14 protein-coding genes are annotated in these 14,745 nt (G+C 71.2%); 6 read left to right on the forward strand and 8 right to left on the reverse strand.

Annotation, left to right across the window (positions count from 1 at the left end; genetic code table 11):
- Positions 1 to 38: 38 nt before the first annotated feature.
- The gene (locus tag AC07Q9_RS14355; RefSeq protein ID WP_495310240.1) at positions 39 to 572 is read right to left on the reverse strand and encodes a cupin domain-containing protein; all 534 of its coding nucleotides are present in this window, start codon (positions 570 to 572) and stop codon (positions 39 to 41) included.
- Complete coding sequence (locus tag AC07Q9_RS14360; RefSeq protein ID WP_495310242.1) at positions 569 to 1,312, reverse strand: NAD-dependent epimerase/dehydratase family protein; 744 nt, start codon at positions 1,310 to 1,312, stop codon at positions 569 to 571. Before AC07Q9_RS14360 ends, AC07Q9_RS14355 begins: the two co-directional genes overlap by 4 nt.
- 96 nt (positions 1,313 to 1,408) lie before the next feature.
- Between AC07Q9_RS14360 and pdxR the strand changes: the two genes are divergently transcribed.
- The gene (gene pdxR / locus AC07Q9_RS14365; RefSeq protein WP_495310243.1) at positions 1,409 to 2,827 is read left to right on the forward strand and encodes a MocR-like pyridoxine biosynthesis transcription factor PdxR; all 1,419 of its coding nucleotides are present in this window, start codon (positions 1,409 to 1,411) and stop codon (positions 2,825 to 2,827) included.
- 3 nt (positions 2,828 to 2,830) lie between these two features.
- Here pdxR and AC07Q9_RS14370 read toward each other — a convergent pair whose 3' ends face one another.
- Positions 2,831 to 3,643, reverse strand: coding sequence for an ankyrin repeat domain-containing protein (locus tag AC07Q9_RS14370; RefSeq protein WP_495310244.1), 813 nt, complete (start codon positions 3,641 to 3,643; stop codon positions 2,831 to 2,833).
- 338 nt (positions 3,644 to 3,981) lie between these two features.
- Between AC07Q9_RS14370 and AC07Q9_RS14375 the strand changes: the two genes are divergently transcribed.
- The 5 genes from AC07Q9_RS14375 to AC07Q9_RS14395 are packed head-to-tail and all read left to right on the forward strand — an operon-like array spanning position 3,982 to position 8,309.
- On the forward strand, positions 3,982 to 5,079 hold the full coding sequence (locus tag AC07Q9_RS14375; RefSeq protein WP_495310245.1) for a GNAT family protein: 1,098 nt from the start codon (positions 3,982 to 3,984) through the stop codon (positions 5,077 to 5,079).
- Positions 5,076 to 5,927 carry a PA4780 family RIO1-like protein kinase gene (locus tag AC07Q9_RS14380; protein ID WP_495310246.1) on the forward strand — a complete coding sequence of 284 codons (852 nt, stop codon included), beginning with the start codon at positions 5,076 to 5,078 and terminating at the stop codon, positions 5,925 to 5,927. The genes AC07Q9_RS14375 and AC07Q9_RS14380 overlap by 4 nt, the downstream gene beginning before the upstream one ends.
- Positions 5,928 to 5,949: 22 nt before the next feature.
- Positions 5,950 to 6,879 (forward strand): ABC transporter substrate-binding protein, encoded by a 930-nt coding sequence (locus AC07Q9_RS14385; protein ID WP_495259906.1) that lies wholly within the window; start codon positions 5,950 to 5,952, stop codon positions 6,877 to 6,879.
- A 12-nt stretch (positions 6,880 to 6,891) separates the two neighbouring features.
- On the forward strand, positions 6,892 to 7,758 hold the full coding sequence (locus tag AC07Q9_RS14390) for a GNAT family N-acetyltransferase (RefSeq protein WP_495310248.1): 867 nt from the start codon (positions 6,892 to 6,894) through the stop codon (positions 7,756 to 7,758).
- The gene (locus AC07Q9_RS14395) at positions 7,755 to 8,309 is read left to right on the forward strand and encodes an SET domain-containing protein (RefSeq protein ID WP_495310250.1); all 555 of its coding nucleotides are present in this window, start codon (positions 7,755 to 7,757) and stop codon (positions 8,307 to 8,309) included. Before AC07Q9_RS14390 ends, AC07Q9_RS14395 begins: the two co-directional genes overlap by 4 nt.
- 6 nt (positions 8,310 to 8,315) lie before the next feature.
- Here AC07Q9_RS14395 and AC07Q9_RS14400 read toward each other — a convergent pair whose 3' ends face one another.
- The 5 genes from AC07Q9_RS14400 to cobN form a co-directional block, all read right to left on the reverse strand.
- Positions 8,316 to 8,612, reverse strand: coding sequence for a DUF1090 family protein (locus AC07Q9_RS14400; protein WP_495310252.1), 297 nt, complete (start codon positions 8,610 to 8,612; stop codon positions 8,316 to 8,318).
- Between the two features lie 90 nt (positions 8,613 to 8,702).
- Entirely contained in the window at positions 8,703 to 9,110 is a 408-nt protein-coding gene (locus AC07Q9_RS14405) for a RidA family protein (protein ID WP_495310257.1), read from the reverse strand.
- A gap of 128 nt (positions 9,111 to 9,238) precedes the next feature.
- Complete coding sequence (locus AC07Q9_RS14410; RefSeq protein WP_495310795.1) at positions 9,239 to 9,736, reverse strand: vWA domain-containing protein; 498 nt, start codon at positions 9,734 to 9,736, stop codon at positions 9,239 to 9,241.
- Between the two features lie 140 nt (positions 9,737 to 9,876).
- Positions 9,877 to 10,935: a magnesium chelatase ATPase subunit I gene (locus AC07Q9_RS14415; RefSeq protein ID WP_495310261.1), complete on the reverse strand. Its 1,059-nt coding sequence runs from the start codon at positions 10,933 to 10,935 to the stop codon at positions 9,877 to 9,879.
- Positions 10,932 to 14,744: a cobaltochelatase subunit CobN gene (cobN, locus tag AC07Q9_RS14420; RefSeq protein ID WP_495310262.1), complete on the reverse strand. Its 3,813-nt coding sequence runs from the start codon at positions 14,742 to 14,744 to the stop codon at positions 10,932 to 10,934. Before cobN ends, AC07Q9_RS14415 begins: the two co-directional genes overlap by 4 nt.
- Position 14,745 lies beyond the last annotated feature (1 nt).

Raw genomic sequence — 14,745 nt, forward strand, 5'->3', positions numbered from 1 at the left:
GACGCTCTCCCGAAGCTGTGCGCACAGCACCAGAAGCTTCAGGGCGGCAGCAACAATGGTCCGCAGTGGGTATCGGTGACGAACACCGCCATCAGCTTCGCGGGCTTCACCGGGTCGGGGTTCTCCGCGAACATGTGCAGCGTGTTGGGCGGCTCGAAGAAGGTCTCGCCGCTCTTGAAGGTGCCCACCGGGCCGCCGCCCAGCTGCGAGCGGATGGTGCCTTCGACAATGATCGCGGTCACCGAGCCCGGGTGCCGGTGCGCGGGCGAATAGGCCAGCGGCGGAAAGTCGACGAGCACCGTCGTCACCGACTTGCCGGGCACGTGCGGCAGCGCCTCGCACGACAGCACCTTGACCTGCGTCGCCGGCCGCGCCGTGGCCTCCGAGCCCGCAGGCACGGGTGCGGACGCGAACATCGGCCGCGCCACCGCGCTGCACACGTCGGCGAACCACTGCACGGCCTCCTGCTGGCCGGCGCGCGGCATCAGCGCCCAGCCGGCGGCGAGCACCAGCGACAGCCCCGCGAGGCCCGCGCCGATCGACGGCGTGCGATGCCAGCGTTCGGCCTTCATGACGCGACCTCCTGTGACGACCGGAATGCCGCGTGCCACCCAAGCTCACGCTTTGCCTTCTCGCTGCTGACCTCGGCGCTGTCCTCCGCGATGTTGAAGATGCCGCCGCGTGCATGCCGCATCGCGAGCAACGCAGCCCAGGCTGCGGCTTCGACGTGCACCGGGCTCGCGCCCTTCGGCGCCGCGTTCGAGGTGCCCGGCCCATGCAGCTGCCCATAGCGCAGCACCGTGCCCGTGAGGCCGACGGCACCCAGCACGCTGCGCTCCAGCGCCGCCACGCCGTCGATGCTGATGCGGCGACCGCCTTCAGCCCCGAGGTCGAGCGGGTCGCCCTCGGTGTGCGGCGTCGGCCCGGGCGCGTAGACCCAAGCGATGCTCTGCGCAATCAGCTGCTTCGCACCGGCCGCCAGCGCCGCCGCCACGAGGTGCCGCGTGCCCTCGATGCGCACGCGCGCATTGCGCACCACCGCCTCGGCCATGAGCGCCGGGTCCAGGTCCCGGGGCAGATCGGTGAGCTGATGGATGACGACCGTGGGCGCGATGCGCGCCAGCGCGTCGCGCAAGGCCTGCGCGTCGAACACATCGACGACGACCGGCGTCGCGCCGCGGGCCTCCAGCGCCGCCGCACGCTCGGCCCGGCGGGTGCCGCCGTACACCGTGTGGCCGGCCTCGACCAGCAGCGGGATCAGCGCCGAGCCCACGGCCCCGGTCACGCCCGCCACGAATACCTTCTCGCCCATTGCGTTTCCTTCTTTCCTGCTGGCTGTTCGAAGGCTTGAGCTTAGGATCGCGATGCACCAGACGAAAGAACCAAGAATCGTCAAAATGACTGGGCCATGATCGAACCGCCAGACAACGCCCTCCCCGGCATCGACCGCTCGACGACGACCCCGCTGCATCGCCAGGTCTACGGGCGCTTTCGCACGGCCATCGAACACGGCGTGCTTCGCCCCGGCGACCGCGTGGCGTCGGCGCGCAGCCTGGCCAGCGAGCTGGGCGTGGCACGCGGCACGGTGGAAGCGGCCTACAGCCAGCTCGCGGGCGAAGGTTATTTCTGCGCGCAGGGACAGGCGGGCACGGTGGTGTCGCCGTCGCTGCCGGTGCAACGGCCGGTGCGTACCGGTTCGCGCCCCGTCGCGGATGCGCCCGCACTGGCCGGGCCCGCCGCTCCGCCACCGCTGCAACTCGGCATTCCGGCACTCGATGCCTTTCCGCGCAAGCTCTGGGCGCGGCTGATGGCCCGCCGTGCGCGCGCCATGGGCGCGGCCGACCTGTTCTACGGCGACCCCGCAGGCCATGCGCCGCTGCGCGAGGCCATCGCGGCCTACCTGCGGGTGTCGCGCGGCTTGGCCTGCCAGCCGGCGCAGGTCTTCGTCACCGGCGGCTACCGCGCGTCGCTGGCGCTGGTCGCGCGCACGCTGCTCACCCGGGACGACCGCGTGTGGATCGAAGACCCGGGGTACGCGCCCACGCGCGACGTGCTGCACAGCGCCGGCCACCGCGTGGTGCCCGTGCCGGTGGACGACGAAGGCCTGGTCGTCGCGCGCGGCATGCGCCGCTCGCCGAAGGCGCGCATGGCGGTCGTCACGCCCTCGCACCAGGCGCCGCTGGGCGTGTCGATGTCGCTGGCGCGCCGCCTGCAGCTGCTCGACTGGGCCTCGCGTGCGAAGGCCTGGATCGTCGAGGACGACTACGACGGCGAGTACCGCTACGCCGGCGCGCCGCTGCCCGCGCTCAAGAGCCTCGACGGGCACGACCGCGTGCTGTACGCCGGCAGCTTCTCGAAGGTGCTCTACCCGGGCCTCGCGCTGGGTTACCTGGTGGTGCCCGAATCGCTGCGTGAACGCTTCGAGGGCGCAGCGCGCATCGCGTCCAACGGCTGCCCGCAGATCACGCAGGCCACGGTGGCCGACTTCATGCGCGACGGCCATTTCTCGCGCCACCTGAAGAAGATGCGCCTGCTCTATGCGCGCCGCCGCGCCCTGCTGGTCGAGGCCTTGCACAAGGCCTTCGGCGGCGTGCGCATCGACCTGCAGGCCGGCGGCATGCACCTGATCGCGCGCTTCGAAGGGCACCGCGACAGCGACGTGGTGCTGGCCCGCCGCGCGCAGGCGGCCGGACTGAACTGCCAGCCACTGTCGGCCCGGGGCACCACGGTCGTCAAAAGCCAGGGGCTGCTGATGGGCTTCACCAACGTCGCCTCGCCCACCCAGGCCCGACAGCTCGCGACCCGGCTGCGCGCGGCGTTGGGCTGAGGCTCAGGCGCGCAGATCGACTTCGGGCCGCATCGACGACGCGCCGTTCCAGCGCACCTCGAAGCCCGCGCCGCGGAACTGGCCGACCACCAGTTCGCCGACGCGCTGCATGTCGGCATCGCCGCCTTCTGGGGCGCCCCAGAACGCGAGCGAGAGCTGGCTGGTGCGCTTGGCGCGGTTCTGGTCCTGCCGCGTGTAGAAGCAGAAGCCGTGCACGCCGGCCTTCTTGCCGCCGCGCTCGCGGAACGCTTCGGAACAATCGGAGAAGCCGTCGGACTGCGTGTCGCCCGCGTCCTGCAGCGCGACCAGGCCTGCCTGCGTCAGTGCAGCGAACACCTCGGCGATGCGTGCCTCGGCGGCGCGCCACTGCGCGGCGCTCATCTTCACCGGGTCGGGCTCGGGCGGTGGCGGCTCAGGCAGCGCGTGGCCGGTGATGCGCGACAGCAGCTGCGCAACCTCTTCCTCCATCGCGTTCTCCGTGATGTGGTTGCCGTGGCTGTCGCGCACGTCGGGGTTCGCGCCCGCGTCGATGAGCAGTTGCACCGGCTCCGTGGTCGGTGAGAACTCGGCCGTGAGGTACAGCGCGGTGCGGCCGTCGGTGCCGGTGTATTCGAGCGGACTGCCGGCCTCGAGCAGCAGTTGCAGCACGGCGAGGATCGGCTCGAGCTCGGATTCGTTCGTGCCCATCGCGGCGCACTGCAGCGCGGTGAATCCCTGCTTGTTCACGGCGGCCAGGTCGGCCCCGGCCGCGATGCAGGCGCGCACCGTGTCGACATCGGCTTCGCGCGCCGCGTCGAAGATCTTCTTCGGATTCATGGCATCTCCCTGTTGGTTTTTGGATTCTGCCCCAGGCGCCTTGCACTTCACAGACCGCGCGAACCTCGCTACATTCGACGCCTCGATCAACAAACCGGACTGGAGGTGCGCGATGGAAGACACTGCTATTCACTCTCCCTCCCACGTACGGTTTGTCGGGTCGCATCCGAACTGCTGCTGAAGCGCTCCCCGCGCACCAGGTGCCGCTGAAGGCGCCACCAGCCAGCCCGTTCGACCCTCGCGGTGTCCTGCCGCGACACGCCGTCCGATTCAGACAACGCCACGCGGGTACACCTGTGCCGTGCGCGGTCCGTTCCCTTTTCGAATCAAGGCTCACCATGCTTGAAACCCGTGCCGCCGATGCGCGGCAGTTCGTGACTTCTCTTTTCGATCCGCAGCGGGCGTCCGCTGAAGAATGGGCGCAGGCGCTGGCCTACTGGCGCCAGCGCCACGACGAAGACTTTCCGGGCGAGCCGCAGCCCGACGACGCGCACACCCAGCAGAACGTGCAACAGCACACGCCGCTGCATGTGGTGCACCGCGCCTTCGCGCGGGACGCGCAGGGCCGCATCGTCGGCAGCCTCAACATGGGCGTGCGCCGCGAAAGCTCGCCCGACTACGCGACCTTCGCGCCTTTCATCGACGCGTGGGGCGGCGTGCTGCGATCGCACCAACGCCAGGGCGTGGCCAGCACCTTGCTGCACCGGCTTCTGGCGCTGATGGAGGCGCGTGGCCCTTCCACCGCGACCTTCAAGACCCACTTGCCGGAAGGCCGGGCGTTCCTCGCGACCATCGGCGCGACCGAGAAGCACCGCAGCATCGAGAACCACATGGCCTTCGCCGGCCTGGACGAGGCCGCGCTCGCCCGCTGGCGTGCCGACGCCCTCGCGCCCACGCACGGGCTGCGCCTCGAGATCCACGCAGGCCGCGTGCCCTTCGAACGGCTGGCCACGCTGATGGCGCCGCTGTCCGCGCTGCTCGAAGACGCGCCCACCAGCGCACTCGAACGCGCACCCATGCGCTTCGAGCTGGAAGGGTTTCGCGCCTGGTACGCCGAGATCGACCGCCGCGGCGGCGAGCACTTTCTCGTGCTGCTGCTCGACGGCGACAGCGTGGCCGCCGTGTGCGACGCCAGCTGGAACCAGCTGTACCCCGACCGCATGTTCCAGCGCCTCACCGGGGTTGCCCGCCATTGGCGCGGCAAGGGACTGGCCAAGGGCGTGAAGGCGATCATGTTGCAGCTCGTGCGCGAGCGACATCCCGAGGTGGCGATCGCCGTCACGCAGAACGCGGAGGCCAATGCGCCCATGCTCGCCATCAACCGCCAGCTGGGCTTTGCCCCGCACAGGCATGATGGCGCCTACCAGATCGGCACGGAAAGCCTGAGGGCCTTCCTCTCGACCCGCCCCCTGGCTGTGCCGGAGGCGCGCGCATGAAGACACCCCAAAGACTGCAATCCCTCGTCGACGAAGGGCTGATCGACAGCGTCGTGCGCCAGCTCATGAGCGGCAAGGAGGCCATGGTCTACGTCGTGCGCTGTGGCGAAGAAACGCGCTGCGCCAAGATCTACAAGGAAGCCGACAAGCGCAGCTTTCGCCAGGCCGTCGACTACACCGAGAACCGCCGCGTGAAGAACACCCGCGAGGCGCGCGCCATGGCCAAGGGCACGAAATTCGGCCGCCAGGTCACCGAAGCCATCTGGCAGAGCGCCGAGGTCGATGCGCTCTACCGCCTGGCCGCGGCCGGCGTGCGCGTGCCCACGCCGCACAACTTCCTCGAAGGCGTGCTGCTCATGGACCTGGTGACCGACGCGAACGGCGACGCCGCGCCGCGCCTGAACGACGTGGCCTTCTCGCCTGAAGACGCGTTGCAGCACCACGCCAGCCTGTTGAAAGAAGTGATGCGCATGCTCTGCGCGGGCATCGTGCACGGCGACCTGTCGGAGTTCAACGTGCTGCTGGCCGAAGACGGCCCGGTCATCATCGACCTGCCGCAGGCGGTGGACGCGGCGGGCAACAACCACGCCAAGCGCATGCTGCTGCGCGACGTGGAGAACCTGCGCAACTTCTTCGGGCAGTACGCGCCCGCGCTGCTGCAGACGCACTACGGCGACGAGATCTGGCAGCTCTACGAACGCGGCCTGCTGCGGCCCGAGACCGAACTCACGGGCACCTTCGTGCGCGAGACCGGCCCCGTCGACCTCAGCAACGTGCTGCGCGAAGTGGACGACGCACGCGCGGAAGAAGCGGCGCGCCAGCTGCGGATGCAAGCGCCGCGACAATAGCGGGCTGACTCCGCCCGCCCCGATGACTTCCAACGCCCTGCCCCAGCGCCCGCCCTTTGCTTCCACCGCCGTGCGCCACATCGCCCGGGCCGCGGCCTTCGTGGCACTGGGCCTCGGCCCGGCCGCACACGCGGGCGCCATCCGGCTGGAAGACGACCGCGGCCGCGTGCTCGAGCTGCAGGCGCCCGCCAGGCGCATCGTCTCGCTGATGCCTTCGCTCACCGAAACGGTCTGCGCGCTCGACGCCTGCGACCGGCTCGTGGGCATCGACCGCCACGCCAACTGGCCGGCGGCGGTGAAGGGCCTGCCGCAGGTGGGCGGCATGGACGACGCGAACATCGAGCGCATCGTCGCGCTCAAGCCCGACCTCGTGCTGCTGCGCCCGCGCAGCCGCGCCGCCGAGGCGCTGGAGCGCCTGGGCATCAAGGTGCTGGCGCTCGACGCCAAGACCCATGCCGACATGCGCCGCGTGATGGAAACCGTGGCCCGCGCCACCGGCAAGCCGGGCGCGGGCGAGGCCTTCTGGCGCAGCCTCGACGCCCGGCTGAACGCAGCGCGCGCCCGCGTGCCGCTGAACTGGCAGGGGCGCCGCGTGTACTTCGAGGTGCACGGTGGCGTCGCGGCGGCGAGCGAAAGCTCCTTCATCGGCGAGACCCTGGCGCGCCTGGGCCTGGCCAATGCGGTGCCGGGCTCGCTCGGGCCCTTCCCCAGGATGAACCCCGAGTTCGTGGTGCGCGCCAACCCCGACGTGCTGATGGTCTCGGCCCTGGGCGAAATCTCGGCCATGGCAGGGCGGCCCGGCTGGTCGGCGATGTCGGCCATCCAGCGCGGGCGCGTCTGCAGCTTTGCCTCGGCGCGTTTCGACCTGATGATGCGGCCCGGCCCCCGGCTCGACGAGGCGGCCGATGCCATCGTGAATTGCCTTGCGTCGCTGGATGCGCCGCGCAACTGACTCGCACACCCCATGAATTTCGATATCGTTCCCGCCGCGAACTTCGGCACCGACGAACTCACCGCCCTCTGGAACCGTTCCTACGAGGACTACTTCGTGCCGATCGCGTTCGACCGCGCGATGTTCGAGCGCCATGTGCGGCGCGCCGAAGCCGACCTGGCGCTCTCGCGCGTGATCGTCGTCGACGGCGAGGCCTGCGGCCTCTCGCTCGTTGGCCGGCGCGGTTCGCGCGCCTACCTCGCGGGCTTCGGCATCGCGAGCGCGCAACGGCGCCGGGGGCTGGCGAAGCAACTCATCGAGGCACAGCTGCGCGACCTGTCGGCGGCCGGCATCGCGCAGGTGCAGCTCGAAGTCATCGAACAGAACCCGGCGCGGCAGCTCTACCGGCAGGCGGGCTTCGTCGAAACCCGCACGCTCGAGGTGCTCGAAGGCAGCTTCGAACCTCGCGCCGATGCAGCTTCGACGGCGCCCGACACCGACGCACTCGCTGCCCTGCATGCGGCCTGCACCGCCGTCTCGCGCCCCACCTGGCGCCGCGAGTGGCCGACCGTGCAAGGCGCGCTCGCCCACGACGACGCCGCAGCCCTCGGCGCGGCAACAGGCGGCTACGCCATCCTGCTGCCGCCGGCCTTGCCGCTGCACATGCTGCTGGACGCCGCCGCGCCCGACGAAGCCTCGGCCCACACCTTGCTCGACGCACTCGCGCAGGCACGCCCCGGCGCACGCTGGCGGCTGGTCGACGAGCCCGAGGGCAGCGCGCTGCACCGCGCGATGGCCGCACGCGGCGCAACCGTTGTCATACGCCAGATCGAGATGACCGCGACACTCCAGCCCCAGCCCACCTCTTCTTCCGATTCCTCGCGCCCCGTCCGTTCATGAAGTCCCCCAAGCGAACCTCGTCCACCCCTTTCATCCGCGTGGGCCCCAGCGGCGTGCATGGCCTGGGCGCCTTCGCCACGCGCGACCTGCCGGCCGAAGCCTTCCTGGGCCTCTACGAAGGCCGCCGCTACACCAGGCAGGAAGTCGCCGCCAAGCTCTGGGACGACCAGCTCACCTACCTGTTCACGCTGACGACCGGCGAGACCATCGACGGCGCCAAGGGCGGCAATGCCACGCGCCACCTGAACCACTCCTGCGAGCCGAACTGCGAGGCCGTCGAGGAATACGACGAGGCAGGCGAAATGGTGCTGCGCTTCCAGACGATGGAAGCGGTGGAGGCCGGTGACGAGCTGTTCATCGATTACTCGCTGACGGCCGACGACGGCTCGCCGCCGTCGAAGTACCCCTGCCATTGCGGCTCGCCGAACTGCCGCGGGACGATGCTGGCGCCGGTGGAGGCGGTGGCGGAGAAAGACGGGCCGGACACCCCCGCCGATCTGGCGCCGGCTGTTTCAGACCCGCGCAGACCGCTCAGCGAGCTGCCCTGGTGACGTAGCTCAGGGCGACTCGCTCTTCACGCTGCGCAGCTGCGCCTCCGCGCGTTCGAGCTCGGTGCGCAGCGTGCGGATCTCGTGCTCCAGCTTTTCGATGCGCGCTTCGCGGCTCATCGGCGCAAGCGCCTGGCAGCGCAGCTGCAGCGCGCTCAGGGTGTCGGCCAACTCGCGCCGGCGCAGCATCTGGCCGCGCGAACGGGCCAGGCCCATGTCGCGCTCCAGCACGGCTTCCTGCGCCTTGCACTCTTCGGCATTCAACGGCTGCGCGGACGCCTCGGTTTGTGCAAAGGCGGCGGGCATGGCCAGGGTCAACGCAAGGACCAGGAGGCAGGGTTTCGGACGCATGCCGTACGGTACCCGAACTCCCTGGCGGAAACGGCCTTCAGCCCTTCAGGCTGCAGCTGTTCTGGCGATGCACTTGATCTCGATCAGCCAGTCCGCGCTGCCGAGCCGCGCCACCTGTACCAGCGTCTGCGAGATCTGCGGCTCCCCACCGAACATCTCGGCGCGCAGGGCGAACAGTGTGTCGGCCTGGCCGAGGAAGCCGTCGATGTCGGTCACGAACAGGGTTTCGTCCACCACGTCGGCCATCGAGGCGCCGAAGGATTCGAGCACGCTGCGCACGTTGGCGTAGGCCTGCCGCACCTGCGCCGCGATGTCGCCGGCGCCGAGGGTGCGGCCCTCGCCGTCCACGCTCACCTGGCCCGAGAGATAGATCGCGTCGCCGACCTGCACACCGTCGGCAATGATGTGCTTGAACGCGCCTTCGCGTACGACGCGGCGGGGAGTGACGGACATGGGCTTCCTTTCGTTGAGAGCGCGGCAGTATCGAAGGCGCCGCCTGCCGCGGTACGCCGCGCGGCGGATGCCCCTTCTCGCCCCAAGTCGATCCACGAGCGCCGAGGCGCGCCCCACGATCCTGTGATTCAGGCGCTCAGGTAGCGCGCGTCCCACCGAGCGGCCAGCTGCCGCGCCCGGTGCAGCGGCGTGCGGGCGCGTTCGAAGTCCATCACGCAGGCGACGTCCGCGGCGGCGGGGCGCGCGGGGCTTTCGTTGCTGCGGCCGTCCGTCAGCAGCCAGAGCCAGCGTTGGCGGGTCTCGTGCTTTGCCAGCAGCTGCTGCGCGCGCTGCACGCCGAGCGCCAACGGCGTGCCGCCACCGGCCGCGATGGGCGCGACCCAGTCGTCGTTCCAGGCGCTGGCGCGGCGCGGCGGCAGACGCAGCTCGACCACATCGCCGGCAAAGCACAGCAGCGCCACATGGTCGCGCCGCTGGTAGGCCTCCTGCATCAGCGCGAGCAGCTGGCCCTTGGCGCGCGCCAACTGGCCGTCGTGGCGCATCGACGCCGAGCAGTCGAGCAGGAAGCAATGCAGCGCACCGCTGCGCGCCTCCTGCGGGCGATGGTGCAGGTGCGCGGCCTGCAGGCGGTCCGCGCCGCGGGCGACGAGCGTGCGCGGCCAGTCGAACGCCGTGCCGGGCGCGGCGGCGCCATGCCAGGCGTCCCGTTGCGTGCCCTGCCTCCGGTCACCCTGGCGTGCGCCAGCGGGTGCGGCGTCCCGGAGGCTCAGGCTTTTTTTGGGGCGACCTGCTGCGCAGAGATCAGCGGGCGCAGCGGCTTCACGCGCTCGATGCCGACGGGCTCGGGCGGCATGGCGCCCCAGTCGCCGTCGCCGGCATCGCGTGCAGGTGCATCGCCCGGATGGCGATGAGGTGCGGGCGACGGCATGGGAGGCGCCACCGCCGCTTCGGCCGCCGGATGGCGCCGGTGCAACAGCACCGCCTCGGCGACGCGCTGCACATGGTCGTCGGTGATCGATGCCGCGCCTTCCCATGCCGCAAGCGCGCGTGCGGAGCGCAGCATCACGAGGTCGGCGCGCAGGCCGTCCACGCCGGCCGCGATGCACAGCGCGCCGACGGCTTCATGCACCGCATCGCCGTACGGCAAGGCCGCGGCGTCCGCCATGCGCGCGCGCGCACGCACCAGCGCCGCCGCGAGTTCGGCCTCCTCCTTCGCATGCGCCGCACGAAAGCCCTGCGGATCGGCGTCGAAGGCCAGCCGCGCACGCACGATGGCCTGACGCTCGGCCGCGTCCTGCAGATTGCGCAGCCGCACGCACAGGCCGAAGCGGTCGAGCAGCTGCGGGCGCAGCGTGCCCTCTTCCGGGTTCATGGTGCCCACGAGCACAAAACGCGCGGCATGCCGGTGCGAGATGCCATCGCGCTCCACCACATTGACGCCGCTGGCCGCCGCGTCGAGCAGCGAGTCGATGAGCGCGTCGGGCAGCAGGTTGATCTCGTCGACGTACAGCACGCCGCCGTGCGCGCGCGCCAGCAAACCCGGCGCAAATTTCAGTTCGTGGCCGGCCAGCGCCTGCCCGAGGTCGAGCGTGCCCACGAGGCTTTCGAGGCTCGCGCCCAGCGGCAGCGTGACGAAGGGCGCGCCGGGCAACAGCTCGGCGAGCGCACGCGCGGCCGTGGTCTTGGCGGTGCCGCGCGGGCCTTCGATGAGCACGCCGCCCAGCGCGGGATCGACCGCGGCCAGCAAGAGCGCCTGGCGCAGTTGCGGCTGGCCGGCGATCGCGGCAAAGGGGAACGGCACCGGCATCGGGGCGGCTGTGGTCATCGGGGGCTTCCTTCCATCTGCTGCTCGTGGTCGAGCAGCAGGTTTTCCAATTGGTCCTTGTAGTCGCCGGGCGACTGCCAGAGGCCGCGCTGCATGGCTTCGAGCAGGCGGTTGAGCATGTCCTGCAGCGCGCGCGGATTGTGCGCGTTCACGAAGTCGCGGGTGGCCTCGTCGAGCACGTAGGCGTCGGCCACCATCGCGTACTGGTGGTCGCCCACCACGCGCGCGGTGGCATCGAAGCCGAACAGGTAATCGACCGTGGCGGCCATCTCGAAGGCGCCCTTGTAGCCGTGGCGCTTCACGCCGTCGATCCACTTGGGGTTGACCACGCGCGCACGGATCACGCGGCTGATTTCTTCCTTCAGCGTGCGCACGCGCGGCGCTTGCGGGTTGCCGTGGTCGCCGTGGTACATCGCCGGCTGCTGCCCGCTCAGATGGCGCACGGCGGCGGCCATGCCGCCCTGGAACTGGTAGTAGTCGTTGGAGTCGAGCAGGTCGTGCTCGCGGCTGTCCTGGTTCTGCAGCACGACGTTCATGGCACGCAGCCGGCGCACCAGCGCATCGCCCGCCGGCACGCCGTCGCTGCCCTGGCCGTAGGCGTGGGCGCTGCCGCCGACGTAGGCCTTCGACAGGTCGTCGTCGGTCTGCCAGTCGCCGTGGTCGAACAGCGGCTGCAGGCCCGAGCCGTAGCTGCCGGGTGCGGAGCCGAACACGCGCCAGCCGGCCTGCGTGCGTGCCTCGCCGGGCGCCACGCCCTGCGCCTCGAGCGCGGCGGCCTCGCGCAGGATGCGCGCGCGGATCGGGTTGCGCTCGGCGTCTTCGTCTTCCTGCGCCGCCACGGCCTGCACAGCGGCGTCGAACATCTGCACGGCGTTGGGAAAGGCATCGCGGAAGAAGCCCGAGATGCGCAGCGTGACATCGATGCGGGGACGGCCGATGCCGACCGTGGGCAGCACCTCGAAATCGACCACGCGCTGGCTGCCCGGCGCCCACTTGGGGCGCACGCCGATGAGTGCGAAGGCCTGCGCCAGGTCGTCGCCGCCGGTGCGCATGGTGGCCGTGCCCCAGACCGACAGGCCCAGCGCCACGGGGTAGTCGCCGTGCTCCTGCAGGTGGCGTTCGACCAGCTGCGCGGCGGACTTGAGCCCGAGCATCCAAGCCGTGGGCGTGGGGATGGCGCGCGTGTCGACCGCGTAGAAGTTGCGCCCGGTCGGCAGCACGTCGGGCCGGCCGCGCGAAGGCGAGCCGCTCGGGCCCGGTGGCACGAAGCGGCCTTGCAGTGCGCGCGACAGCTGGCGCAGTTCTTCGGAGCCACACGCATCGAGCGCGGGCGCGAGACGGTGCGCGATGCGGCCCATCACGGCGGCGGTGTGCGGCAGTCCGGCCGGGCAGGCGTCCGCTTCGAGCAGTTGCTGCGCGAGCAGCTCCAGCCGCTCGCGCGTGTCGCCCTGGTGGCGCCAGGCCTCGTCGCTCACGGCCGCCAGGAGCGCGGGCCGTGCGCCGTGCCAGGGCTTTGCCGCGTCGATGTCGAGCGGGTCGAAGGCGTCGCCGGGCAACAGGTCGGCCGCGAGCGCGCCGAGCAGCCCGGCGTTCTCGCCCGCGCCATCGGCGGCCGGGTAGCGCGCGAGCGCGAGCAGCGTGTCGCGCCGCAGCCGCGCGCGCGGCGAATCGCCGAACACATGCAGGCCGTCGCGGATCTGGGTCTCTTTCAGCTCGCACAGGTACGCATCGACGCGCGCCAGCACGGCATCGTCTTCCGCGCCCGGCAGGCCCAGCTCTTCGACCAGGTGCTGGGCACGCACGGTCGCGAGGATCTGCGCACGCAGCACCTTGGCGCGGCGCGCATCGACCAGCAACGCGTCGTAGTACTCGTCGACCTGCCGCTCCAGGTCCTGCAGCGGGCCGTGGTTCTCGGCGCGCGTGAGCGGGGGCATCAGGTGGTCGACGATCACGGCCTGCGTGCGGCGCTTGGCCTGCGCGCCCTCGCCGGGGTCGTTGACGATGAAGGGGTACACGTTGGGCAGCGGCCCGAGGATGGCGTCGGGCCAGCAGGTGGCCGCGAGCGCGAGGCTCTTGCCCGGCAGCCATTCGAGGTTTCCGTGCTTGCCGACATGGACGACCGCGTCGATGGCGAACACATCGCGCAGCCAGAAATAGAACGCGAGGTAGCTGTGCGGCGGCACCAGTTCGGCGTCGTGGTAGCTCGCGTAGTCGGCCAGGCCCAACGGACCCAGCGCGCGCGCGGGCTGGATGCCGACGAACACGCGGCCCAGCCGCAGCCCGGCGATCATGAAGCGGCCCTGGCGCAGCATCGGGTCGTTTTCGGGCGGGCCCCATTGCGCGTCGATGGCGGCGGCCATGCCCTCGGGCAGCGCCGCGAGGCGGGCGCGGTAGTCGGCGAGCGCGTAGCTCTGCCACGCGGGCCGCGCGGCCCACTGCGCGGAATCGTTGGCGATGCCCTCCTGCAGCGTGCGCATCAGCGCATCGCCGTCCGCGGGCAGCGCGTCGAGCGTGTAGCCCTCGGCCTGCATCGTGCGCAGGATGGCCATCACCGAGGCCGGCGTGTCCAGCCCCACGCCGCTGCCGATGCGGCCTTCGCTGCCGGGGTAGTTCGCCAGGATGAGCGCGACGCGCTTCTCGTCGGCGCGCAGGCGGCGCAGGCTGCACCAGCGGCGCGCGAGTTCGGCCACGAAGGCGATGCGGTCGGGCTCGGGCCGGTAGCCGACCACCTCGGTCTGCGTGAGTTCGCAGCGGTGCGACAGGCCCTTGAAGCTCACGGCGCGCGTGACGATGCGACCGTCCATCTCGGGCAGGGCAATCTGCATCGCGATGTCGCGCGGGCGCAGGCCCTGGCTGTCGGCAAGCCAGTCCTCGCGGTTGCCGCCGCTCACGATCACCTGCAGCACGGGGGCATCGCCCGCGAGCGCCAGAGGCTCACCGCTTTCATCCGCAGCGCCCTGCCGCAGCGCGGCGAAGGCGGTGGTGTTGAGCACCAGCTGCACGTCGTGCTCGGTGCACAGCGCGCGCAACGCGGACAGGCACAGCGGGTCTTTCAGCGAATCGAGCGCCACGGGCAGCGGATTCAGCCCTTGCGCATGCAGCGCGGCGGCCAGCGCATCGAAGGCCTCGGTGTTGCCCGACAGCAGGTGCGAGCGGTAGAACACCAGCGCCACCACGGGCGCGTTCGCATGCCAGCTGGCACGCAGATCGTCGATGCCCGCGACCGTGTGCGTCGCGTCCATGCCGCCCGGCACATGCAGCGCGACCTGCGGCAGGCTGCGCGGCGGCAACGGCGCCTCGCCGTGGCCCAGGCCGTGGAAAGCCACCGCGCGCAGGAACTGCGCCGCATTGCCCGCCCCGCCCGAGCGCAGGTACTGCCACAGCTGCCGGCTCACGCCGCGCGCCGCGGTGCCGCGCGCGAGCAGGTCCTCGTCTTCCTGCAGGTCGCCCGAGAACATCGCGAGCTGCTGGCCCTGGCGCTTCGCAAGCTTCTCGAGCTGCTGCAGCCCATAAGCCCAGGCCGATTCGGCCCCCAGGTGATCGACCACCACCACGCGCGCGTGCCGCAGCACCTCGTCGACGTACAGGTCGAGCGACGCGGGCTGGCGCAGGTGCATGAGGTTGGCCAGCCGCAGCGAGGGGTAGCCAGGGTCGGTGGCCGCCAGCGCCGTGCGCGCGGCGGCGAGCAGCGCGAGCGTGGTGTCGGCCGAGCTGAGCACCACGATGTCGCCCGGCGTCTGGTCGAGCCGGGTGACGACGCTCGGATCGTCCTCGACGAAGCGTCCGGGCTGGGTGCTCAGCAGGTGCATG

The sequence above is a fragment of the Variovorax sp. GW821-FHT09A10 genome, from assembly GCF_059418385.1.

What these genes read in the sequence shown, in the direction of transcription:
- AC07Q9_RS14355 (WP_495310240.1), bottom strand. Translation starts at nt 572, where the DNA reads ATGAAGGCCGAACGCTGGCATCGCACGCCGTCGATCGGCGCGGGCCTC.
- AC07Q9_RS14360 (WP_495310242.1), bottom strand. Translation starts at nt 1,312, where the DNA reads ATGGGCGAGAAGGTATTCGTGGCGGGCGTGACCGGGGCCGTGGGCTCG.
- pdxR (WP_495310243.1), top strand. Translation starts at nt 1,409, where the DNA reads ATGATCGAACCGCCAGACAACGCCCTCCCCGGCATCGACCGCTCGACG.
- AC07Q9_RS14370 (WP_495310244.1), bottom strand. Translation starts at nt 3,643, where the DNA reads ATGAATCCGAAGAAGATCTTCGACGCGGCGCGCGAAGCCGATGTCGAC.
- AC07Q9_RS14375 (WP_495310245.1), top strand. Translation starts at nt 3,982, where the DNA reads ATGCTTGAAACCCGTGCCGCCGATGCGCGGCAGTTCGTGACTTCTCTT.
- AC07Q9_RS14380 (WP_495310246.1), top strand. Translation starts at nt 5,076, where the DNA reads ATGAAGACACCCCAAAGACTGCAATCCCTCGTCGACGAAGGGCTGATC.
- AC07Q9_RS14385 (WP_495259906.1), top strand. Translation starts at nt 5,950, where the DNA reads ATGACTTCCAACGCCCTGCCCCAGCGCCCGCCCTTTGCTTCCACCGCC.
- AC07Q9_RS14390 (WP_495310248.1), top strand. Translation starts at nt 6,892, where the DNA reads ATGAATTTCGATATCGTTCCCGCCGCGAACTTCGGCACCGACGAACTC.
- AC07Q9_RS14395 (WP_495310250.1), top strand. Translation starts at nt 7,755, where the DNA reads ATGAAGTCCCCCAAGCGAACCTCGTCCACCCCTTTCATCCGCGTGGGC.
- AC07Q9_RS14400 (WP_495310252.1), bottom strand. Translation starts at nt 8,612, where the DNA reads ATGCCCGCCGCCTTTGCACAAACCGAGGCGTCCGCGCAGCCGTTGAAT.
- AC07Q9_RS14405 (WP_495310257.1), bottom strand. Translation starts at nt 9,110, where the DNA reads ATGTCCGTCACTCCCCGCCGCGTCGTACGCGAAGGCGCGTTCAAGCAC.
- AC07Q9_RS14415 (WP_495310261.1), bottom strand. Translation starts at nt 10,935, where the DNA reads ATGACCACAGCCGCCCCGATGCCGGTGCCGTTCCCCTTTGCCGCGATC.
- cobN (WP_495310262.1), bottom strand. Translation starts at nt 14,744, where the DNA reads ATGCACCTGCTGAGCACCCAGCCCGGACGCTTCGTCGAGGACGATCCG.